The sequence below is a fragment of the Erythrobacter alti genome (assembly GCF_037996805.1).
In the GTDB taxonomy this organism is placed as follows: domain Bacteria; phylum Pseudomonadota; class Alphaproteobacteria; order Sphingomonadales; family Sphingomonadaceae; genus Alteraurantiacibacter; species Alteraurantiacibacter alti.
The window spans coordinates 183,291-204,674 of sequence record NZ_JBBNAX010000008.1; the positions used below are offsets into that span (position 1 = coordinate 183,291).

At 62.8% G+C, this 21,384-nt stretch carries 23 protein-coding genes and 1 tRNA gene; 15 read left to right on the forward strand and 9 right to left on the reverse strand.

Annotated elements, in window-relative coordinates:
- The first annotated feature begins 2 nt into the window (after positions 1-2).
- On the forward strand, positions 3-782 hold the full coding sequence (locus tag AAC850_RS10665; RefSeq protein WP_340588735.1) for an enoyl-CoA hydratase-related protein: 780 nt from the start codon (positions 3-5) through the stop codon (positions 780-782).
- 15 nt (positions 783-797) lie between these two features.
- On the opposite strand, the gene AAC850_RS10670 is transcribed toward AAC850_RS10665, so the two are convergent.
- The 3 genes from AAC850_RS10670 to AAC850_RS10680 all read right to left on the reverse strand — a co-directional run bounded on the left by AAC850_RS10670 (position 798) and on the right by AAC850_RS10680 (position 5,504).
- The gene (locus tag AAC850_RS10670) at positions 798-995 is read right to left on the reverse strand and encodes a YgaP family membrane protein (RefSeq protein WP_340588736.1); all 198 of its coding nucleotides are present in this window, start codon (positions 993-995) and stop codon (positions 798-800) included.
- Positions 996-1,065: 70 nt separating this feature from the next.
- Entirely contained in the window at positions 1,066-2,028 is a 963-nt protein-coding gene (locus AAC850_RS10675) for a DUF2891 domain-containing protein (RefSeq protein ID WP_340588737.1), read from the reverse strand.
- The gene (locus AAC850_RS10680) at positions 2,025-5,504 is read right to left on the reverse strand and encodes a hydantoinase B/oxoprolinase family protein (protein ID WP_340588738.1); all 3,480 of its coding nucleotides are present in this window, start codon (positions 5,502-5,504) and stop codon (positions 2,025-2,027) included. The genes AAC850_RS10675 and AAC850_RS10680 overlap by 4 nt, the downstream gene beginning before the upstream one ends.
- A 99-nt stretch (positions 5,505-5,603) precedes the next feature.
- Here AAC850_RS10680 and AAC850_RS10685 point away from each other — a divergent pair, with 99 nt between their 5' ends.
- Genes AAC850_RS10685 through AAC850_RS10695 form a run of 3 tightly spaced genes read left to right on the forward strand, consistent with a single transcriptional unit; the run spans position 5,604 to position 7,894 of the window.
- Positions 5,604-6,335 carry an energy transducer TonB gene (locus AAC850_RS10685; protein ID WP_340588739.1) on the forward strand — a complete coding sequence of 244 codons (732 nt, stop codon included), beginning with the start codon at positions 5,604-5,606 and terminating at the stop codon, positions 6,333-6,335.
- 42 nt (positions 6,336-6,377) lie between these two features.
- Positions 6,378-7,409, forward strand: a complete 1,032-nt coding sequence (locus AAC850_RS10690; protein ID WP_340588740.1) for a mannose-1-phosphate guanylyltransferase — start codon at positions 6,378-6,380, stop codon at positions 7,407-7,409.
- 23 nt (positions 7,410-7,432) lie between these two features.
- Entirely contained in the window at positions 7,433-7,894 is a 462-nt protein-coding gene (locus tag AAC850_RS10695; RefSeq protein WP_340588741.1) for a DUF2721 domain-containing protein, read from the forward strand.
- Between the two features lie 17 nt (positions 7,895-7,911).
- Here AAC850_RS10695 and AAC850_RS10700 read toward each other — a convergent pair whose 3' ends face one another.
- From AAC850_RS10700 to AAC850_RS10710, 3 genes are read right to left on the reverse strand one after another with little or no spacing between them, the layout of a single operon-like run.
- On the reverse strand, positions 7,912-8,220 hold the full coding sequence (locus AAC850_RS10700; protein ID WP_340588742.1) for a polyhydroxyalkanoic acid system family protein: 309 nt from the start codon (positions 8,218-8,220) through the stop codon (positions 7,912-7,914).
- Complete coding sequence (locus AAC850_RS10705) at positions 8,220-9,062, reverse strand: hypothetical protein (RefSeq protein ID WP_340588743.1); 843 nt, start codon at positions 9,060-9,062, stop codon at positions 8,220-8,222. Before AAC850_RS10705 ends, AAC850_RS10700 begins: the two co-directional genes overlap by 1 nt.
- 9 nt (positions 9,063-9,071) lie before the next feature.
- On the reverse strand, positions 9,072-10,280 hold the full coding sequence (locus tag AAC850_RS10710; protein WP_340588744.1) for a toxic anion resistance protein: 1,209 nt from the start codon (positions 10,278-10,280) through the stop codon (positions 9,072-9,074).
- Positions 10,281-10,407: 127 nt separating this feature from the next.
- On the opposite strand from AAC850_RS10710, the gene AAC850_RS10715 reads away from it, so the two are divergent.
- Together AAC850_RS10715 and AAC850_RS10720 are read left to right on the forward strand one after the other, a co-directional pair.
- Positions 10,408-11,985: a TIGR00341 family protein gene (locus AAC850_RS10715; RefSeq protein WP_340588745.1), complete on the forward strand. Its 1,578-nt coding sequence runs from the start codon at positions 10,408-10,410 to the stop codon at positions 11,983-11,985.
- 16 nt (positions 11,986-12,001) lie between these two features.
- Entirely contained in the window at positions 12,002-12,397 is a 396-nt protein-coding gene (locus tag AAC850_RS10720; RefSeq protein ID WP_340588956.1) for an MAPEG family protein, read from the forward strand.
- Positions 12,398-12,404: 7 nt separating this feature from the next.
- Here AAC850_RS10720 and AAC850_RS10725 read toward each other — a convergent pair whose 3' ends face one another.
- Positions 12,405-14,132 (reverse strand): fatty acyl-AMP ligase, encoded by a 1,728-nt coding sequence (locus AAC850_RS10725; RefSeq protein ID WP_340588746.1) that lies wholly within the window; start codon positions 14,130-14,132, stop codon positions 12,405-12,407.
- Between the two features lie 130 nt (positions 14,133-14,262).
- On the opposite strand from AAC850_RS10725, the gene AAC850_RS10730 reads away from it, so the two are divergent.
- The 4 genes from AAC850_RS10730 to AAC850_RS10745 are packed head-to-tail and all read left to right on the forward strand — an operon-like array spanning position 14,263 to position 16,308.
- On the forward strand, positions 14,263-14,865 hold the full coding sequence (locus AAC850_RS10730) for a regulatory protein RecX (RefSeq protein WP_340588747.1): 603 nt from the start codon (positions 14,263-14,265) through the stop codon (positions 14,863-14,865).
- On the forward strand, positions 14,849-15,352 hold the full coding sequence (locus AAC850_RS10735) for a DUF192 domain-containing protein (protein WP_340588748.1): 504 nt from the start codon (positions 14,849-14,851) through the stop codon (positions 15,350-15,352). The genes AAC850_RS10730 and AAC850_RS10735 overlap by 17 nt, the downstream gene beginning before the upstream one ends.
- A gap of 51 nt (positions 15,353-15,403) precedes the next feature.
- Complete coding sequence (locus tag AAC850_RS10740; RefSeq protein ID WP_340588749.1) at positions 15,404-15,802, forward strand: NADH:ubiquinone oxidoreductase subunit NDUFA12; 399 nt, start codon at positions 15,404-15,406, stop codon at positions 15,800-15,802.
- Entirely contained in the window at positions 15,799-16,308 is a 510-nt protein-coding gene (locus AAC850_RS10745) for a DUF2155 domain-containing protein (protein WP_340588750.1), read from the forward strand. The genes AAC850_RS10740 and AAC850_RS10745 overlap by 4 nt, the downstream gene beginning before the upstream one ends.
- Here the strand turns inward: AAC850_RS10745 and aat are convergent.
- Positions 16,245-16,940, reverse strand: coding sequence for a leucyl/phenylalanyl-tRNA--protein transferase (aat, locus tag AAC850_RS10750; RefSeq protein WP_340588751.1), 696 nt, complete (start codon positions 16,938-16,940; stop codon positions 16,245-16,247). The two genes, AAC850_RS10745 and aat, sit on opposite strands and share 64 nt — an antisense overlap.
- Positions 16,941-17,017: 77 nt before the next feature.
- On the opposite strand from aat, the gene AAC850_RS10755 reads away from it, so the two are divergent.
- The 3 genes from AAC850_RS10755 (at position 17,018) to AAC850_RS10765 (ending at position 18,626) form a co-directional block, all read left to right on the forward strand.
- Positions 17,018-17,093: transfer RNA gene (locus AAC850_RS10755), tRNA-Trp, on the forward strand.
- 159 nt (positions 17,094-17,252) lie between these two features.
- The gene (locus AAC850_RS10760; RefSeq protein WP_340588752.1) at positions 17,253-18,440 is read left to right on the forward strand and encodes a glycosyltransferase family 87 protein; all 1,188 of its coding nucleotides are present in this window, start codon (positions 17,253-17,255) and stop codon (positions 18,438-18,440) included.
- A gap of 39 nt (positions 18,441-18,479) precedes the next feature.
- A complete protein-coding gene (locus tag AAC850_RS10765; RefSeq protein WP_340588753.1) occupies positions 18,480-18,626 on the forward strand; it encodes a hypothetical protein in 147 nt (48 codons plus the stop codon).
- 94 nt (positions 18,627-18,720) lie between these two features.
- On the opposite strand, the gene AAC850_RS10770 is transcribed toward AAC850_RS10765, so the two are convergent.
- On the reverse strand, positions 18,721-20,256 hold the full coding sequence (locus AAC850_RS10770) for an alanine/glycine:cation symporter family protein (protein WP_340588754.1): 1,536 nt from the start codon (positions 20,254-20,256) through the stop codon (positions 18,721-18,723).
- A 276-nt stretch (positions 20,257-20,532) separates the two neighbouring features.
- On the opposite strand from AAC850_RS10770, the gene secE reads away from it, so the two are divergent.
- Entirely contained in the window at positions 20,533-20,757 is a 225-nt protein-coding gene (secE, locus tag AAC850_RS10775; protein ID WP_340588755.1) for a preprotein translocase subunit SecE, read from the forward strand.
- A 66-nt stretch (positions 20,758-20,823) separates the two neighbouring features.
- Positions 20,824-21,363: a transcription termination/antitermination protein NusG gene (gene nusG / locus AAC850_RS10780; protein WP_340588756.1), complete on the forward strand. Its 540-nt coding sequence runs from the start codon at positions 20,824-20,826 to the stop codon at positions 21,361-21,363.
- Positions 21,364-21,384: the final 21 nt, after the last annotated feature.

The following is a 21,384-nucleotide window of genomic DNA, read 5'->3' on the forward strand; positions in this document are numbered from 1 at the left end:
CCATGGCTTACGAAACCATCACCTCCGAGGCGCGCGGCGCTGTCACCCTCATCACACTCAACCGCCCCGAAGCCCTGAACGCGCTCAACACTACGGTGCTGCGCGAGTTGCAGGAGGCTTTCGCCGCGTTCGAGGCCGATGACAGCCAGCATTGCGCGGTGGTGACCGGCTCGGGCGACAAGGCCTTTGCGGCGGGTGCGGATATCAAAGAAATGGTCGAGAAGGAGCCGGCCGATTTCTTCCTCGAGGATTTCTTCTCCGGATGGAACGACATGACCGCCAAGATCCGCAAGCCGTGGATCGCCGCCGTCAACGGTTTCGCGCTGGGCGGCGGGTGCGAAGTGGCGATGATGGCCGATTTCATCATCGCATCGGAAAACGCGAAGTTCGGCCAGCCCGAAATCAAGCTGGGCGTTGCGCCCGGCATGGGCGGCAGCCAGCGCCTCACCCGTGCGGTCGGCAAGGCCAAGGCGATGGATTTGTGCCTGACGGGCCGGATGATGGATGCCGAGGAAGCAGAGCGCGCCGGCCTCGTCGCCCGCGTCGTCCCGCATGACCAGCTGATGGACGAGGCGATGAAAGCCGCCGAAACGATCGCCGGAATGCCGCCAATGGCCGCGATGATCAACAAGGAGTTGGTCGACGCTTCGTTCGAAACGACGCTGCAACAGGGCATGTTGCACGAACGCCGCCTGTTCCAGATCCTCACCGCGACGCAGGACAAGGCCGAAGGCATGCAGGCCTTCGTCGAAAAGCGTGCCGCGAACTGGAAAGGCCGCTAGTGCGCCCGTCCAGCTTCAACTGCAGGTAGTGATGCCGAACGGCAGATAGGCCGGACAGGTCGAAACGAAGCTTGTCAGGGCGAACACTGCCGCGACGACATAGGCTGCGACGGCGAGCGTGCCGGTAATCGTGCCCGTTACACCCAGCACAACGAGCACGAATGCCGCGAAAAGGCGCAAGGTACGGTCGAGCGGGCCCATATTCTTCTTCATGGTAGAAACTCCTGTTCCAGTCACAGGAGTTGGTTCTAGCCATCGCCTCAGCGAGCCGCCTTGATCTGGCTCAATTTTCAAGCATGCTGAGCAGCGCGAACGTCGCCAGCCAGTGAGATCCCATGTAGTCGCCGTCGATCGCGGCTTGCGAGGCGGCATAGTGCCGCTCGGCATTGTCACCGCCAAGGCCTAGCGCGCGCCAGCACCATGTGCGGGTGAGGTTCAAGCCGTCGAGATGCGCGGCTTTGCCGTCGCTGGGGTCACTGACCTGCGCGGGCGTGAACAAGGTGGCGGGCTCACCGCGCTCCAGAGCGGGGAGAAAGGCTGCAAACCAGCTGTCGAACTGCGCTGGGGGAAGCACGCGCTGCATCAGCAGCGCTTCCATCAGCGTGGGGGATAGGAATTCGTCGCCCCCCGGCTCCCAGCATTGCGCCGCTCGATCATCGGCAAAATATCCCTGCGCAGCGGATTCGATCAGTTCGGCCAGGTCGCTGTCGAACTTGCGCGCCCATTCGACGCTTAGCGTCAACGCGAAGGCGGTGTTGAAATGCGCGCCTTGGCGGATCGGGTGGGAGAGGGTTTGCAGATAGTCGCGCCAGCCCGCGGCGAACTGCCGCGCGAGTGGTTCGAGCCGGTTGGCCCATGCGCAGTCCGGGTGGCGGGTGGTTTCAAGGTGCAGATAGAGCAGCCACGCCCAGCCGTAGGGCCGCTCGAACCCGCGCGCCTCAGGCCGCTGCGCATAGGCCAATTCTGCAGCTAGGTTCTCTTCCGACAGGGTAACGTCCGCCAGTGCGGCAATTTCCTGCGCCTCGGGCAGGTCCGGGTACAGCCGTCGCAATGTCAGCAATGTCCACCAGCTGTGAACGCAGCTGTGCCAGTCATAGCTACCGTAGAATGCTGGGTGCAGTTCGCGCGGCGTTTCTGCATCCTGCGGCCCAGCCATCACATGATCGAGCTTGTTGGGATATTCGCGCGTAACATGGCCGAGCGCGGTGCGGGCAAAGCGCTGCGCGGTGGCTTGGTCGAGTTTCATTCGGATGTCCCGTAGCCGCCGCCGCCCGGCGTGCGGATCACTACCACGTCGCCCGGGCCGACATCGGCCGCACCGGTTGCGCCAAGCGTGGTGATAGAGCCATCGGAGTGCTCGACAAAAGTGTCGCCGGGCTGTGCATCGCTGCCGCCGCAGATACCACGCGGCGGTACGATACGGCGGTTGGCGAGGATTTGCGCGCGCATGGGCTCGAGAAAGGCAATCCGGCGTTCAACCCCGTCTCCGCCCTTGTAAAGCCCTTCTCCGCCCGAGCCTTCGCGAATGGCAAAGCTCTCGACGCGTACAGGCAGGCGTGCTTCCAGCACCTCGGGATCGGTCAGGCGGCTGTTGGTCATATGGGTCTGCACGGCGGAGGTTCCGTCATGGTCCTTCCCTGCACCAGATCCGCCGCAGATCGTCTCGTAATACTGCCGCTCATGGTCACCGAAGGTGAAATTGTTCATCGTGCCCTGCGCCGGGGCGAGCGCCTTGCAGGCGGCGAGAACGGCATCGGTGATCACCTGGCTCGTCTCCACATTGCCCGCGACAATTGCGGCGGGCGGATTGGGCGAGAGCATCGAGCCTGCGGGAATGCGGAGCGTGACGGGTCGCAAGCAACCATCGTTCAATGGCACGTCATCGTCCACCAGGCAGCGCAGCGCATAAAGCACGGCGGCGCGGGTGATCGCTTCGGGCGCATTGAAATTGTCAGGCAGTTGCTCGCTGGTACCGGTGAAATCGAACAGCGCGCCGCGCTTTTCCCGGTCGATGGAGATGGCAACGCTGACATGCGCGCCATTGTCCATGGGGTATGTGAATTCGCCTTCAGGCAGATGGCCGAGCAGTTCGCGCACGGCGGCTTCGCCATTGTCCATAACGTGGCCCATATAGGCTGCCAGAACTTCGCCCGAGTGCTCGCCCGCGGCAACTGCCAGCAGGTCTGCTCCGCGCGCGCAGGCTGCCAGCTGGGCCTTGAGATCGGAAATGTTGCGGTCGGGAGCGCGCGCCGGGTAGGGGCCGGAACCGAGCAGCTCGCGCATCTCGTTTTCGCAAAAGCGCCCTTCGTCGACCAGCAGCACATCGTTGAGCCGCACACCTTCCTCGTCGATTGTCCGACTGTCGGGCGGCATGGAGCCGGGCGCGGTGCCGCCGATATCGGAATGGTGGCCGCGCGCCGCAACAAAGGCGTCGGCCTGTGTGCTGGCATCGTTCCAGAACACCGGCGCAATCACCGTCACATCGGGCAGATGCGTGCCGCCGTGATAGGGATCATTGACCACATAGGCATCGCCGCGCCTTATGCCGCGCGTACTGCCCGCGCGGTTGGCGATCACGCGCTGGATGCTCGCGCCCATGCTGCCCAGATGTACCGGTATATGCGGCGCATTGGCGATCAGCGATCCCTCCGCATCGAACAGCGCACAGGAAAAGTCGAGCCGTTCCTTGATGTTGACCGAGCTTGCCGTGGCTTCGAGAACGACGCCCATTTCCTCGGCTATTGCCATGAAAAGATTGTTAAAGATGGCAAGCCGCACAGGATCGACCGCGGTGCCTGCGGCGGGTGCGCGATCGCGCGGCGTGGTGCGCGAGAGGATGAGCGATCCGTCCTCTGCGCGTCGCGCGCTCCAGCCTTCCTCGAGCACTGTGGTCGAGCCTGCTGCCGGAATGATCGCGGGGCCGGTTTGCATTTTTGCGTCATCGCCGACGCTCTCGACATAGTCGCTCAACCCGCCGCTGGTGCCCTGCGCTTCCACGCTGAGGGCCTCAAGAACGATGGGTGCGGCTTCATCCGACCAACCGAAGCGGAGGCGGTGTTCGGAGCGGAACCGCGCATCGGCATCCTCGCCCAGCGCGAGATCGAGCGTTGTGTCACTGCCGTCGAAGCGCAGGCGCATCCGTGCGACCAGCGAGATGCGGTCGTCGCTGATACCCTGTGCCAGCAAATCGTCGCGCGCCTGATCCTGAAGCGATGCCAGTGCTTGCGAAAAATCCTCGGCAAGCGGTCGCACGATGCCTGCTTCACGGATCGAGACGACCGGAGCGAGGCCGATGCCATAAGCGCTGAGCATCCCGGCAAGCGGGTGGACCAGAACCGTCTCCATCCCCAGCTCGTCCGCCACGCGGCAGGCAAATTGTCCGCCCGCGCCGCCAAAACAGGCCATCGCATGGGTGGTCACATCGTGCCCGCGCGCGGTGCTGATCTTGCGGATGGCATTGGCCATTTCATCCACCGCCAGCGCGAGGAAGCCTTCGGCAAGCTCGGACGGCTCCATGGGTTCGGGCAATTGCGCCACGATCTCGTCGAGCCGCGCGCGCGATGCCGCAGGGTCAAGCGGCTGGTCGCCGTCGGGACCAAAAACATGCGGGAATTGCGCCGGATCGATCCGCCCAAGCACGAGGTTGCAATCGGTGACGGTCAACGGACCGCCTTTGCGGTAGCAGGCAGGGCCGGGATCGGCACCGGCGCTTTCCGGGCCAACGCGCAGCCGCTGGCCGTCGAAGCGGCAGATCGAGCCGCCGCCCGCCGCCACTGTATGGACCTGCATCATGGGCGCAGCGATGCGCACGCCTGCGACGAGGCTGTCGCCGGTCCGCTCATACTCGCCCGAATAATGGCATACGTCGGTGCTCGTCCCGCCCATGTCGAAACCGATCAGTCGTGTGTGGCCAAGCCGCTGCGCCGTCTGCACCATGCCCACGACGCCGCCTGCCGGACCGGACAGCACTGCGTCCTTGCCGCGGAAGGCGCGGGCATCGGCAAGCCCGCCGTTCGATTGCATGAAACGCAAGGAGCCATGCTCTGGCAGGCGCTGGGCGAGTTGTTCGACATAGGCGCGGATCACCGGCGAAAGATAAGCATCTGCGACGCTGGTATCGCCGCGCGGGACCAGCCGGATCAGCGGCGACACCTCGTGGCTCGCACTCACCTGCGTAAAGCCCATCTCCTGCGCGATCTGCGCCAGCCGTGCCTCATGCTCGGTGAAGGTCCAGCCATGCATCAGCACGATGGCGAGCGCATCGACACCCTTTTCGCGCAAAGCGCCGAGATCGCGCCGCGCCGCGTCTTCATCGAGCGGGCGCAGGATTTCACCGTCGGCACCGACACGCTCGTCGATTTCGATCACATGGCGCTCGAGCCGTTCGGGCAGCACGATGTGACGCGCGAAAATATCGGGCCGCGACTGGTTGCCGATCCGCAGCGCATCGCGGTGGCCCGCGGTGATTGCCAGCGCGACTTCGGCTCCTTCGCGTTCGAGCAATGCGTTGGTGGCAATCGTTGTGCCGATGCGCAATTCGGCAATCGGCGCATCTCCGTGCTCGGCGAGGATCCGCCGCACCGCCTCGCTCGCGGCGTCGGGATATTGTTCGGGATTGCTGGAGAGCAGCTTGGTTGTCACCAGTCGGCCGTTCGGACATTCTGCCACGACGTCGGTGAAGGTGCCGCCGCGGTCGATGGCGAAGCGATAGCTCGTGTTCATGCCCGCCAGATTAATGGCGAAGCCCAGCGCTGTCGACCTTGCAAAACGCGGAATTTCGCGTCAGGCGAGGCGCATCGCGACACTAGGGACAGGCAGCAAATGGTGCAGGGCGGTTACTCGGCAAAACGCAAAAGGCTAAATTGGAAGCTGGTGGTGCTGATCGGCCTTTTGCACGTTGCTGCGCTGGCGGGGCTTGCCCGGTTGCTGGCACCAGAATTCACCTCGGGCGTGATCGAAAGTGCTACCAATATCGTCACTGTCACCGTGCGCACCTATGAAGAGCCCGAGGTCGAGCCGAGCATTTCGCCGCCGCAACGCGATGAAGGTGCGGCAGGCGATGAAGGGCGCGAGGCAACGCCGCGCGAAGTCACCGCTCCGGAACAGCCTATCCCGCGTCCCTCGCCAGCACCGCGCGCATCTTCCACCGGGACCGCCAACCAGTCCGGCGCGCGCGAGCAGGGCGATGGCACCGGTGCGGGCGGCGATGGCGATGGCACCGGCAGCGGGCGGAGTGGATCGGGCACCGGCGGCGCGGTTGCGGTCGGCCCCTCTGTCCGCTCGGGCGAATTGAACGAGGCGCGCGATTTTCCCATTCCCGAAGGCGGACGAGAAGCGCGGCTGGGCCGTTCGGTGACGGTGCATTTCACCGTCACTGTCGATGGCCGCGCGCGCAATTGCACCGTCGCCAATACGCAGGTCGATGCTGCCACCACGGCGCGGGTTTGCCCGCTGGTGGAAGAACGTATCCGCTTCAATCCGGCAACAGCCGCAGACGGAACGCCTGTCGAAGCGCGTTATGGCTATCGTGTCGATTTCCGCGCCCGATCCTAGCGCCGGGGTTGCAGGGGGCGGCTTAATTTCACAAGGCAGGGCATGACCAAGATCCATCCTGTTATCATGTGCGGCGGCAGCGGCACCCGCCTGTGGCCCCGCAGCCGCAAGACCATGCCCAAGCCGTTCCTGCCGCTGGTGGGCGATGCGACCCTGTTCGAAGAGACGCTGGCGCGGTGCAGCGATGCTGGGCAGTTCGCCGCCCCTACCATCGTCACCGGAGCCGCGCATCTCGCCCATGTCGAGGCGCAGCTGAGCCATGAGGGTGCACGCATCGTGGTCGAGCCCGAGGCGAAGAACACCGCCGCCGCCATCGCGCTCGCCGCTGCGCTGCTGCCCGATGACGCAGTGATGCTGGTTTGCCCGAGCGATCACCACATTGCCGATGTGCCGGCGTTTCGCGCTGCGGCGCAGGCTGCCGCCGCTCTTGCGCGTGAGGACCGGATGGTCGCCTTTGGCATCACTCCGACACACCCCGAGACTGGCTATGGCTACATCCTGCGCGACGAGGAGTTGGCGGGTGGCTTTGCGGTCGAAAGATTTGTCGAAAAGCCCGATCTTGAGCGTGCGAGTGAATTCTTGGCCCACGGCGGCTATAGCTGGAACGGCGGCATCTTCGCTTTCCGCGCAGGCGCTTTCATGGCCGAACTGGCGCGCCATCGTCCTGCGCTGGCCGACGCGGTGCGCAGCGCGGTGGCAGAAGGACGCGAGGATGGCGCTCGCTTCCACCCGGCACCCGAACCGTTCGCGCAGATCGTGTCCGAATCGGTCGATTACGCGGTAATGGAAGAAACCGACCGCGCCGCCATGGTGCCTGTTTCGATGGGATGGTCCGACATCGGAAGCTGGCAATCCTTGCGCGATGCGCGTTTGGCGGATGATGGCGGCAACCGCGTGCGCGGACAGGCCGATCTGGTCGACTGCCGCAATGTGCTTGTCGACAGCGATGGCCCGCGCGTTTCGGTCATTGGCCTGGAGGATGTTGCGGTTGTCGTCGATGGCGATGAGGTGCTGGTGACGACGATGGCGGGCTCGCAAAAGGTCGGCAATCTCACCGGTGCGAAGAACCAGTAGGGCGCGAGAGGGCAATCGACATCATGGACCCGCTGACCGACACGATGATCGCCCAGACTATCCAGCTGTCGCTGGCCCCGGTCTTCGTGCTGGTTGCGATCGGCAGCATTATCGCGACGCTCACCCAGCGCCTTGGCCGCGTGGTCGACCGCAGCCGCGAGCTGGAAAAGCTGCATGGTGCGACGCAAGGGATGGAGCACGACATGATCGTGCGCGAAATCCGCATTGCCGACCGGCGCATCGAACTGATCGGTCGCGCCCTGCTGCTCCTCGTGCTCGCCGGCCTTTCGATCGGCGTCACCGTGGTGCTGCTGTTCGTTCAGGACTTCGCCCAGCTTCGCCTGAGCATCCTGATCGCCGTGACCTTCATCATGGCCATCGTGCTGCTGATGGCGGCGCTGGTGGTGTTCCTGAAGGAGACCCGCGAAGCGACCGATGCGCTGCGCATTCCCGAGGAATATCTCGAAAGAGACCGCGACCTGTAACCCCGCGCCGGTGCTGGTCAGTCCTTCGGCGGTTCGAGCATCTTCTGCCCCGACTGCCTTATTGCGCCTTCGACAATGGGTTTGAGGAAGCCGAGGGCTGGCGGCAGGTCCATGTGGAAGATGACCTGATTGTCTTCGATATCGATATGGCCCGATAGCGCCTGGCCCATCGCGGAGATCGCCATCGCCATTCGGTCCTCGCTAGGCCAGCTCGTCTGCACCTCGGCCATGCCGCCGGGGATGTGATCGGCGATCTGGTCGCTGTTCTCGCTCAGGCGACGGCGGACTTCCTCGCGGCCCAGCTGGTGCGGGATTGCAACCTGCATCAGCTCTTGCTCTTCGCGCGGTCGAAATCTGGCAGCGGGACGCCCGAACCTTCGTCGGAAAGCGGAGTGCCGCTGTCGGTAGGCTTGGCGCTATCCCCGAGGGCCATGCCCTCGGCATCACCGTAACGGTAATCGAGGTAGCGGTCCTTGATCGCGAGATCGTCGAGCGAACCCTGCGCCAGCTGGCGCGTGACCGAATCCACTTCCTTGCTGATCTTGCCAAGGCTGCTGACCAATTGTTTGTCCGGCGTGGATCCGGCGCGTTCTTCATTGCGCAGGTTGGCGGGTATCTTTGTGTAACTGTCGATGGTTTCGGGCAGGATTTCCCCCACCAGCCGCCGCACTTCGCCCGCAGCTTCGTGCGTGGGATCGACGTGCGCCAATTGCTTGCCCAGCGCATCGAGTTGCACACCCAGATCGTCCACGATCTTCACAGCGGGAGCAGGCAGAGCATGGCGCTGATGCTCAAGCCACAATTCGGTCCGCGCGACCAACTGCCGGGCGTCCTGCGTGCGGGTGAGGTCGGCGCGCTGTGGAACCTTGATCTTCTGCTTGAAGACCACGCCGAACAGCAGGAACATGACCAGCAGCGAGATCATGACGCCCCAGAAGCCGATCCCGTTGAGAATTGCTCCAGCCACGCCGGCGGCCACAAAGATGCCGATCATCCCGACCGCAAGCTGGATCAGTTTCCTGGTGAAATGCTTGCGCTTGAGCTTGGCCGAGCCCTGTCCGATCGAGCGGCCCTCCAGCCGATGGCGCCCGCCGGTCTGGTTGTCGCGCAGCACGGCGCGGCTGTCGGACAGGATGCGGTCGGAAAGGCGTGTCAGATCGTCGGGCATAGGTAGCGCTTAGCTCTCCAGACTCAGGAGGCCGCTATCATGGACCTGCTGTGTGGCTTGCGCCTGCCCCTCGGCGCGGGCGATATAGCCCTTCGACTTCTCGACCTCGGTGGAAAGCACGTCGACGGTCTGCTTCATGCTGTCGAGCGCGCGCAGTTTGAACTGGTCGACCTCATCCATCGTATCGTAAATGTTCTGAAAGGCGCGTTGCAGCGTCTCCATCGGGATGGTGCTGCTGGCGGCCTGTTCGTGAATTTGCGCGGTGTTCTCGCGCAGCATCTCGCCGGTGGAATCAATGATCCCGGCGGTCGTCTGGTTGAGCGCGGTGATCTGGCCAAGAACCAGCTTCTGGTTGGTCATCGCCTGCGCCACGGTCACAGCGGTGCGCAGCGCGCCCACGGTGGTGGTGCTGGCGCGGTCGACGCCCTTGACCAGCTCGACATTGTTCTTCTTGACCAGGTCAAGCGCGAGATAGCCCTGTACCGAAACTGCCATCTGGGTGAGCAAGTCCTGCGTGCGCTGGCGAACATAGAACAGCGCGGTTTCGCGGATTGCCTTGGCCTTCTCCGGATCGGTCGCGTCGAGTTCCGCAGCTTTCTCTTCCAGCTCTCCATCCAGCGCCTTGGCGATGTGGATCATCTGTTCGAGCTTGCCCATAGCTTCCCACAGCTTCTGGCGTTCGACATCGATTGCGGCATTATCCATCAGCAGCTCGTCCTTGCCGCTCGACAAGCGGGCGAGGATCGACTGGATGTGGCCCTGCGCACTGGTGTAGCTGTCGAAATAATTGCGCAACTTGTTGCCGAAGGGGATGATGCCGAACAGCTTGCGCCCGCGCAGCTTGCCCTTGCGGCCGGGATCGAGGTCTTCGACCGTGCGGCGCAATTCGGCGAGGTCGGTGCCGACGCCGCTTTCCTGGTCCATCGCGCGTACCGGACGGTCGAGGAAACGGTTGGACATCTGGCTGGCAGCCATGATTTCCTTGCGCCCCATATTGGTAATCTGGTCGACCTTTTTGCCGAAATCGGGGGAATTGGCATCGAGCGCCACCAGTTCGTTCACGAAGCCATCGACCTTTTGCTGAAGTTCGGTCTTCTGTTCTTCGCTCACGGGAACGAGGCCTGCCGCCTTTTCGGGAGCAATTGCGGGCACCGGATCGGGCGGAGTCAGTTCAAGATCGATTGCGGTCTTGGTGGTTGTCTCGTTTGTCGTGGCCATCGCGGCGTGTTTCCCTTCCTGCCCTGCGTCGAATGCTACCTACTGTATTAGGCATACAAGACACGTTATTCAAGTTGAGGGCGTTTCCCCCTTTGTGCCCAGCGAGTTTCCGCGATAATGCGCGGTAATGCAAACACCAAACGCGAACGATATCGGCCCGGAGGAACAGGCGGCGCAGTCGGCAGGTGCAGCGACTGAAGCGAGCACGGCCAACTTGTCGGTGCGTGAAAGCATCGGCGATGTGTTCACCAGTCTCGAAAGCTGGTGGCGCCGGGACGTAACCGGCACGGTTGACCAGGTTGCTGTCATCGAAAAGCGCCGCGCCGAATGCGCACTCTCGGCCCGATATCTGCTGATGATCTCCATGTCGGCCGGCATTGCCGTGCTTGGCCTGCTCCAAGGGTCGGCAGCCGTGGTGATCGGGGCGATGTTGCTCAGCCCGCTGATGGACCCGATCATGGGCGTGGGATTTGCGCTTGCCATCGGCGATTTTCAATGGCTGCGGCAATCGGCAAAATCGCTCGCAATCGGGGTGCTGGTTGCCGTCGCGTTCTGCGCGCTGATCGTGTTTCTTTCGCCCTTGCAGGCCATTACGACGGAAATTGCGGCGCGAACGCGGCCCAGCCTGTTCGACCTTGGCGTGGCGATCTTCTCCTCGATTGCAGGCGCCTATGCCATGATCCGCGGGCGCGAGGGGACAATCGTAGGCGTGGCCATCGCAACCGCATTGATGCCGCCTCTGGCCGTGGTCGGCTTCGGCTTTGCGACGTGGAACGGCACGGTGTTCTGGGGGGCATTGTTCCTGTTTATCACAAACCTCACCGCCATTGCCCTGACGGCCACGGCAATGGCGCGCATGTACGGCTTCAGCACCAGCCTGTCGGAGAAGCAGACGCAGATGCAGGCCTTCCTGATCTTCTCTGCCTTTGTCGTGCTGGCCATCCCGCTGTTCCTCTCTCTCCGCCAGATCGTGTGGGAAACCAATGCCACGCGCCAGATAAACACAGTGGTCGAAGGCGTGTTCGACGGGCGTGCGCGGGTCGACCGCGTGGTGCCGAATTACGAAAGCGAGACAATTCAGGTCACCGCGACCGTCCACACGCCGGAAATTATTGGTGACGCGGAATCGCGTGCAGAGGTGGCGATTTCGGAACGGCTGGAGCGGCAAGTCGACTTGACCCTGACACAGCTTCGCGTGGGGACCAGCCAGGATGCCGCCGAAGAAGCGCAACTGGCGGCTGCACGTGCGCAGGAAGCCGAGGCGGCGGAACGTGTGGAGGACCTTGCCGACCGGCTGGCGCTGCTTGCAGGCGTACCGGTGGAGGATGTGACGATAGATCGCCAGCGCCGCCGCGCCGTGGTTACAGCGCGCCCGCTGAACGGGGCCACGATGGCAACCTATCTTGAGCTGGAACGGCGTATCGATTCGACCGAGCCGGATTGGGATATCCGCTATATCCCGCCGCTGCGGCCATTGCCCACGATTGCCTTCGAAGGCGAGGAGCCGACCCCCGCCGGGCGCCGCGCGCTGCTGCTGGCGAGCTGGGCGCAGGACCGTGTCGGCGTGCCGGTGCGGCTGACCGGGCCCGAAGGCTCGCTCTCGGCGCTGCGTGCGCTTCTCGCGGCAGAAGAAGTATCGATGCGTTCTGAATCGACAGGCACCGGCTTCGGCAATGTGACTGTCGGTTGGGCGGTAGAGGAGTAGGACGATGATTGCAGGCTTGCCCGCCGAACTTGCGGTTCTGGGACTTTCCGGCATTCTTATGCTGGTCCACATTTTTACCGCAACGCATTACAAGACCAAGCAATATGGCGCGGACTGGAACATGGGTGCGCGCGACGAGGACTTGCCGCCGCTGAACGATATCGCCGGCCGGCTTGACCGTGCGCGCGGCAATTTCCTTGAAACGCTTCCGCTGGCGATCATCGCGCTCGGTGGCGTTGTGCTGGCAGACAAGACGACTGCGCTCACGGCTCTCGCCGCGTGGATCTGGCTTGGCGCAAGAGTGATCTACTTGCCGCTCTACTGGGCCGGAGTACCCAAGCTGCGCACGCTGGTATGGGGCGCGGGACTGGCTGCGCTGGTATACGTGCTGGGCGTGCTTTTGCTGGCCTGATCGCCCGCTAGGCCGCCAGTTCGAGCGGTGCGATTTCGCCTGACAGGTAGAGCTTCTTCGCCTTCGCGCGGCTCAACTTGCCCGAACTTGTGCGCGGCAGGGTACGCGGCGGCACAAGTTCGACCACGCAGCTCATGCCCGTAACCGCGCGGACCTTGTCGGAAATCTGGTCGCGCAGCCGCAGCCGTTCTTCGGGGTCGGAGACGCGGCAATGCACCAGCACAGCGGGCGCTTCCTCGCCGGTTTCGGTTTCGACCGAGAAGGCGGCAATGTCGCCGTGATTGAAGCCGGGCAATTGCTCCACCGCCCATTCGATATCCTGGGGCCAGTGGTTCTTGCCGTTGATGATGATCATGTCCTTCGCGCGGCCCACGATGAACAGATAGCCATCGGCCATGTAGCCCATGTCGCCCGTGTCGAGCCAATCGTCGACAAGGCAATCTTCGGTGGCGGCCTCGTCGCGGAAATAGGAGTGCATGACACTGGGGCCACGGCACCAGACCTTGCCGATGTGGTGATCGCCTTTGGCATTGTCGTCCTCGCCGCGGATTTCGACTTCCATGTCGGGCAGCGGCTTGCCGCAATTGACGATGGCGCGGTAGCGGGCAGGGCGCGACAGATCGCGCAGCGTGCCCGAGAGGCGCTCCTCTTCCACCAGTTCGACACGGATACCTTCTCCTGGCGGCATCACGGTGACCGCCAGCGTCGCCTCGGCGAGGCCGTATGACGGGGTAAAGGCGCTCGCCTTGAAGCCGGCATCGGCAAAGGCGTTGACGAATTGCTGCATCACGTCGGGCCGGATCATGTCCGCGCCATTACCCGCAAGCCGCCAGCGCGACAGGTCGAAACGGTCGGCGACATGGCTCTGGCTGGAAATGCGACGCGCGCAGATGTCGTAGCCGAAGGTTGGCGAGTAGCTCAGCGAATTGCCGGGGTTGCGGCTGATCAGATCGAGCCAGGCCAGCGGACGGCGAGCGAAATGTTCGGTCTTGAGATAATCCGCGCTCACCTGGTTGCCGACCATCGACAGGAAACAGCCGACCAGACCCATGTCGTGATAGAAGGGCAGCCAGCTGACGCCGCGGTCGCCTTCGCCAATGTGCATCGACGTGGCGTGGCCATAAAGATTGTGCAGCAGCGCACGATGCGTGACCGCGACGCCGGTGGGGAAGCGGGTCGAGCCGCTCGAATATTGCAAATAGCAAATATTTTCGGGATCGGCTTCGGGCAGGTCCGCTTCAGGCGCGTCGAGCGCGGTGAATTCTTCCCAGTCCATTCCCTTGCAGCCCTGCTTGCGGGCCGCTTCGGACGCCATTTCACCGATTTCGGCGGGGTAGACGAGCAAGGCGGGGTCGCTGCTGGAAAGCTGCACGCCCAACTGTTCGATATAGCTGTCCTTGCCGCCGAAGGTGGTCGGCAGTGGTAGCGGCACGGGCCAGGCGCCAGCGTAAACGCAGGCGCAGAACATGGCGGTGAATTCGGGGCTGGTTTCGGCGATCAACGCCACCCGGTCATCCTTGCCGATACCCAGTCCGGCGAGGCGCCGCGCCTGCTTCAGCGCATCCTCGCGCAACTGCGTATAGGTATAGACGCGTTCGAGGTTGCCGCGCGGATCGTAGAAATTGAGGCCCTTCTCGCTACGCGCTGCGTAGTCGATGGCTTCGTTGAACGTGGCGAAATCGGATCGCCGCCTTGGCAGGGGGCAATCATTGGGTGTGGGGGTAAGTTCGGTCATACCGTGATGCTGAACCTTCGATGCTACGCGCTCTGGTGGCGCTTCCCAAATTCAAAAAAACGGTGTCAGACATGGCCGACACCGCTGCAAGCTTTCCCATTTGAAGGGAAGTGTGGCACGAATAAGGCCAATGGAGCGCAATCGACAAGCCTCTCGCCGCAGAAAAAGGGCGCCCAAGCCGCTTTCCGCACCTGTGCTGGAAGAGCTGGCGCTGGCCTATGTCACCCGTTTTGCCACAAGTGCGGCCAAGCTGGAGCGTTATCTGGCGCGCAAATTGCGCGAGCGCGGCTGGGACAGCGAAGATCCGGAAAATGCGCCCGATATCCCGGCGCTGGTCGAACGATTTGTCGAAAAGCGCTATGTCGACGACGAAGCCTATGCGCGGGCCCGGTCTGCCGACCTGCTGCGACGCGGCTATGGCGGCAACCGTGTGCGGCAGGCCCTGGGGCAAGCGGGAATCGCAGAAGGCGTGCACGAAACGGTGCAACCTGGCGAGGCTGTAAAGCGCCGAGCGGCATTGCATCTTGCCAGCAAGCGCCGCTTCGGGCCTTTCGGACAGGAACCCCTCGCGCCGGACAAACGCGAAAAACAGATTGCAGCCATGCTTCGCGCAGGCCACACGTTCGATCATGCCCGCGCGCTTGTCGATGCTTCGGACGAAGCCCAGGCGCATGAATGGGTCGCCGAAGCAGAAGATTGGCCAGAGGAATTGAATGATGATGATTTTGCCTAAGCCGGCCTTGCGGGCGCTCGCCCTGCTGCTGGCGCTGCCGATGGCCGCGTGTTCGCCGCAGGCCGCCGAACAAGTACCCGAACCGACAGCGGCTGCGGCCGACGCCAATGTCTCCGCCGCCGGGCTCGAGATCATCCCGGTCACGGTTACCACCGATAGCGGCACACATGTCATCCAGACCGAAGTCGCGGCGACTTTCGAGGAAAAGCAGCGCGGCATGATGTTCCGCACCGAAATGGGCCCGAATGAAGGAATGATCTTCCCTTATGACGAGCCGCAACAGCTCGGTTTCTGGATGCGCAATACCGTCCTGCCGCTCGACATCATCTTCATCGACGAGAACCGCACCGTCATCAATATCGCCGACGGCGTCCCCTATAGCGAGGAAAGCGTCTATTCGGATCGCGATGCCATCGCCGTGCTCGAACTGATCGGCGGACGCTCTGCAGAACTCGGTATCGAGCCGGGTGACAGGATCGACTGGTAAGGGCGGACCAAATGCTTGGCCTTCGCCCGCAATCCCGCTAATGGCGCATCCATGAGCTTTCTCGGCAAGATTTTCACCTGGTGGGACGGTGCCACCATCGGCACTTCGCTTTGGTCTTCGCGCAATGGCGAGCATGTCGGCACCGATGCGCAGGGCAACAAATATTTCCGCACCAAAAAGGCGAAGGACGGCCAGCGTGAGCGGCGCTGGGTGATTTATTCGGGTGCCAATGATGCAAGCCGCGTCCCGCCCGAATGGCATGGCTGGCTGCACGGATCGTTTGACGATCTGCCCGAAAGCTATCTCCCACCTGCCAAGATCTGGGAAGTCGATTACACGCCCAACGCGACGGGCACCGATGACCGCTACCTGCCCGCAGGCGCTCTGGAACGCGGCGGCAAGCGCGCTGCAGCACGCGGCGATTACGAAGCGTGGACGCCGGACGCGTGAGCGCGCTTCGCGCCGCTGTGGCCGCGCTGGCTGCTCTGGCGCTGGCAGCTTGTAGCGGGGACGCACCCGATCCCGAACCCGAAGCGACTGAAATCCCGCAGGAATTGCAAGGCGAATCCGCGCCGCCCGCGGTCGTTATCGAAGGTATCGGTACGCCGATGGAAGAGCGCATTGCTACCGTCGGCCTCGTCAACAAGCGCAATAACGAAACCCGCGATATCGAAATGCGCCCCGGCGAATCGCGCCGTTTGGGCAATGTGATCGTGCGCCTGTCAGCTTGCGAGCGGTCCGCTCCGTGGGAAGAAATCCAGCAGGCTGGCGCTTTCGTGCAGGTATTCGTCAATGAACGCCGCAGCGCCGATTCGGACGCGCAATGGTACAGCGTATTTTCCGGCTGGCTGTTCAAGGAATCGCCCAGCCTCAACGTGGTCGAACACCCGATTTACGATGTCTGGGTGAAAGACTGCACGATGAGCTTCCCCGGTGAGGAAGAAGCCGAATCCTGATGTAGCCGCGCCAACGCCTCTGGCAGCGACATGTGCGGGGGGTATTCGGCAGCCTTTGCCAGCAGTTCCTGATAACGATCGCGTGGAATCTCCACCGCGCCCAGTGATGCAAGGTGCTCAGTCATGAACTGGCAATCGAGCAGGACAAACCCGGCACGCCGCATGAGCGCCACCAGCCAGGCGAGCGCCACCTTGCTGGAATTGTCGGCGCGGGCAAACATGCTTTCACCGCAAAACACCCGGTCGAAGGCGACTCCGTAAAGTCCGCCGACTAGGGCGCCATCCTGCCAGCATTCCACCGAATGCGCGTGGCCGTGACGGTGCAAATTGCGATAGCTTGCGGCAATGACTTCGCTGATCCAGCTTTCGGGATGGTCGCGCCGCGGCTGTGCACAGGCATCGATCACGGCAGAGAAATCGCCATCCAGCCGCACTTCGAAGCGATCGGACCTGATCACTTTTGCGAGCGAACGCGAACAGCGGAATCCATCGAGTGGAAGGATCGCACGGTTGCGTGGCTCGACCCAGAACACCTCCTCGTCCTCGCGCGAATCGGCCATCGGGAAAACCCCGCTGCGATAGGCGAGCAACAGGACTTCGGGAGGTATCAGCTTGGGCGAAGGCGCGTGCATTACGCCATATTAGCACGATGCACGCATGTCGTCGCTTGCCATCGCGGCGCACGCGTTATAGAGGCGCACCTCCCTGCAGGGGTGTAGCTCAGTTGGTAGAGCATCGGTCTCCAAAACCGAGGGTCGTAGGTTCGAATCCTATCGCCCCTGCCAGATTTTCTTTTGTTTCGTGCACGCGCATCCGCGCGCGCGTCCTCGCTAGGCGGGCAGGCAAGCCGCCCCGCTGCGGGCGGCCAGTCGGCCTTTGTCGGCCGCCGATTGATCCCAAACAAACAAATTCCCCATTTACGATATTCCGCTAACACGCAGCTTATGAGCGCTTCGATCCTCGAGAGTATTCGCACTGCCGATTGGCTCGATGCGGGCCGCGTGCGCGGATATGCGGTCATCGTGGGCATCGCCAGCATTGCGCTGCTGGTCAATTCCTACCTCAAGGCGATGGGCAGCGACGGTACCGATTTTCTCGCCTTCTGGGGCGCCGGCCACGTCGCGGCGACAGGCGATCCGGCGGCGGCATACGATCTCATGGTGCAGGAGCGGGTGCAGACCGGCACGGGGAGCGAGGGCTGGTTCGCTTTCGTCAACCTGCCGCCCTTCCTTTTCGCGGTAGCTCCCTTCGGCGTATTACCGTTTCCCATTGCCTGGATCGCTTGGGTGCTGGTGACGTTCGCCGTCTGGGCCTGGGCAAGTATCCGCACCTTCCCGCGCCTGTGGGTGCTGGTGCTGGTGTTTCCCGGAGCATTGCTGGCCGCAGGCCATGCGCAAACCGGGCTGCTGACGGGTGCCCTGCTGGTGGGCGGGGCCGTGTTGCTGGACAAGCGGCCCGCTTCGGCCGGTCTGCTGCTCGGCGCGCTGGTCATCAAGCCGCATCTGGCGCTGCTTGTGCCGTTCTGGCTGGCAGGAGCGGGCAAGTGGCGCGCTTTCCTTGCCGCCGGTGCCTCTGCGGCAGGCCTGTTGCTTGCATCATGGGCGGTGTTCGGGATCGATACTATGATCGCCTACACTTCAAGCTGGGAGGCAAGCCGTCTGATCATGGCGAGCGAGGACCGCGAGTTCTACCTGCGCATGGCCACGCCTTACAGCCAGTTTCGCCTGTTCATGCCGGCAGGGCTGGCGCTGGCGATCAATGTCGCGATTGCGTTTGCAATGATGGCGATTTCCTTCATGGCTTGGCGGCGGATGGGGCAAGACGCGCTGGCGAGCGGGGCGCTGGTGCTGGCCGCTACCGCGCTCGCATCGCCATATCTGTTTAATTACGACCTGCCGTTCCTGATCCTGCCGCTGCTGTGGCTGGTGAGCGAAGGGCTGCGTCACGGATTCCGCTCCTACGAGAGGCTGGGCCTCGTCCTGCTGTATTTCGCTCCCTACGCCACGCGCGCTGCTGCGCTCGAACTGGGCGTGAACCTGATGCCGATCGCATCGCTCGTGCTTGTCAGGCTTATCTGGACTCGCGGTGGCTCACTGCGGAAGCAGGCTGGGGAACCCGTTTCCTCCCCATGAATTGTATCATGCAGGGCGGGAAAATATAGGGAGCCGATCATGTCCAAGATCTTCCGGAGCGGCCGCCCAGACGGGTGGAACACTCCCAAGCCTTATTCCGATGCCAGCCTTCGCAGGATGACCCACGGCAAGATCCTGCCGATGGAAGAGCCTAGCTTTCTCGACAGGCTGTTGGGCCGCTTCTAGGCGCCAATCAGACAAATTACTGGATTAGCTGATCGTAGCGAGAGCGCGGTACCCGGTCACAAGTCCGGGCACCGCGCCTCGAAAGCCGTCAGGATTAATATTCCTCAGGCTCCTCCGGCGTGTCGGCAGTATGCGTTTCGCCGGCATCCTTCTGGCCTTTTGCCAGTTTGAACACCACGCCCGACAGCAGTGCGAGCGCCAACAGGTTAGGCAGCGCCATCGCCGCGTTGGAGATATCGCCCATGCGCCAGACCAGCGTAAGGTCCAGCGTCGAGCCCATGTAAATCACCACGCACCACAGTACGCGCCAGATCATGTGCAGCACCTTCTCGCCCGCGCGGGTGGAGCCCGGTACGCGGTCGTAGATGAAGGTGATCGCCCGCTCGCCGTAATAGCTCCACGTCAGCAGGGTGGTGAACACGAACAGGATCAGCGCGATCGAGGCAATCAGCGTGCCGAGCGGGACACCGATGATCTCGAACGGGAAGGCGGCGGCAAAGGCACCGCTGGTCATGGCGAAGCCTTCGAGGTCCGAATTCCACGCGTGTTGCACGGTTTCGCCGCCAGCAGTGAAGTCGCCCTGCACGGTCAGCATGACCAGCGCCGTCATGGTGCAGATCACGATGGTATCGATGAAGGTGCCGAGCATCGCCATGCGGCCCTGTTGTTCAGGATCGTTGGTTTGCGCCACGGCGTGCGCGATTGGGGTGGATCCCTGTCCTGCCTCGTTAGAGAACAGCCCGCGCGCCACACCGGCGCGGATCGCCAACATGATCGCGGCACCGGCAAAGCCGCCGGTCGCCGCTTGCGGGTTGAACGCTCCGTCGAAGATAAGCGCAAAGGTTGCCGGCAGGTCGCCGAAGTTCAGGATAAGCGCGATGACGGCCATGATGATGTAGGCGGCGGCCATGAAAGGGATGATCTTTTCCGCCACGCTACCGATCGACTTGATACCGCCGATGATGACGATGAAAACGAGGATCGCGGTAACAAGTCCGCCGATCCATTCCTCGACGCCGAACAACTCGTTCATGCCGTCAGCAATTGCGTTGGCCTGGATCGAATTGCCAGTCACCAGCGCGGAGAACAGCGTGCCGAGGCAGAAGACGATGGCGAGCCAGGTCCATTTCTTGCCGAGGCCCATCATGATGTAGGTCATCGGACCGCCGCGATAGACGCCGTCCGAAGTTTTCTCACGATAGCGAATCGCCAGCGAGCCTTCGGCAAAGGCCAGCGCCATGCCGACCAGCGCGGTGATCCACATCCAGAAGATTGCACCGGGTCCGCCCAGCGCAATCGCGGTTGCGACACCGGCGAGGTTACCCGTGCCAACCTGTCCGGAAAGCGCGGTGGAAAGTGCTGCGAACGGCGAAATCTCGCCCGAGCCAGCGCTCTTGCGACCGGCAAACAGACCCTTGAACGCGCTGCCCAGCTTGATGATGGGGTAGAAGCGCAGGCCGATCATGATCCACATGCCGATGCCCAGCAGGACCAGCGTCATCGGCGGGATTGGCTGCCCTCCGATCGAGAGCCAGCCAAGCGCCTCCCCGTTCCAGGTGCCGCCCCAGATAAAGTCCGAGACATTGGTGACCCTGTCGACCAGGCTTATCGATCCGTCTTGTGCTGCCACGTGGTGACCCCTCGCTTTGATTTTCTCCCGAAGACAGGGGTGCTAAAGGCCCTTTGCCGTGCTGCAAAGCCCCCTTGTTGCTTTTGTAACCGTTTCTTGGATGTGTGATCGCGCGCCAAATGCTGCCACTTGGTCTTGCCAAGCGACAAGCCCGGCCCTAAATAGCCCCTCGTCTTCCGACATTGGAAATCTGCCAGCCCCTCCCGGACATCGTCCGGGGCGGCGCGGAGACCTACCCGGAAGGCGAGTGAAATTATTCAGGCGAGCGAATAGGCAATGGCCGAAGAAACGACAAACGCACCAGCCAAGAAGAAGACCAGCCCGGGCGAATTCGTTCGCCAGGTGCGGTCGGAAACGTCCAAGGTTGTCTGGCCGACATGGCCCGAAACCGCACGCACCGCGATTTTCGTGGGCATCATGGTGGTGATCCTGTCGCTGTTCTTCCTGGCCGTCGATTCGCTGTTCGGCTGGGTCGTGCGCAAGCTGCTCGAGCTGATCTGACACGCTGGTTCAACGTTGCCCGGCCAAGCCCGGGACTGACGGATTTTTGAGGGAAAAGGGACGACAATGGCTGCCCGCTGGTACATCATCCACGCATATTCCGGTTTCGAGAACAAGGTACGCGACGCGATCCTTTCCGAAGCCGAACGCCTTGGCCTGTCCGAAGGTGTCGAAGAGGTCGAAGTGCCGACCGAAACCGTGACCGAGATCAAGCGCGGCAAGAAGGTTCAGGTCGAACGCAAGTTCATGCCCGGCTACGTGCTGGCCAAGCTCAACATGACCGATGACGTGTACCACCTCGTAAAGAACACGCCCAAGGTCACCGGCTTCCTCGGCGCAGGCAACAAGCCGCAGGCGATTTCCGAGAAAGAGGCCGCGCGCTATTTCGGCGGTGTCGAAGAAGCCAAGTCCGCACCCAAGAAGGACATCCACGTCGATTACGAAATCGGCGACCAGGTCAAGGTGCTCGAAGGCCCGTTTGCCAGCTTCAACGGCGAAGTCGAGGAACTCGATTTCGACAAGGCGAAGGTCAAGGTCAGCGTGTCGATCTTCGGCCGCGCAACCCCGGTGGAACTGGATTTCGATCAGGTCGAACTGGTCAAGTAAAGGCGCGCATTCGCGCCGCGA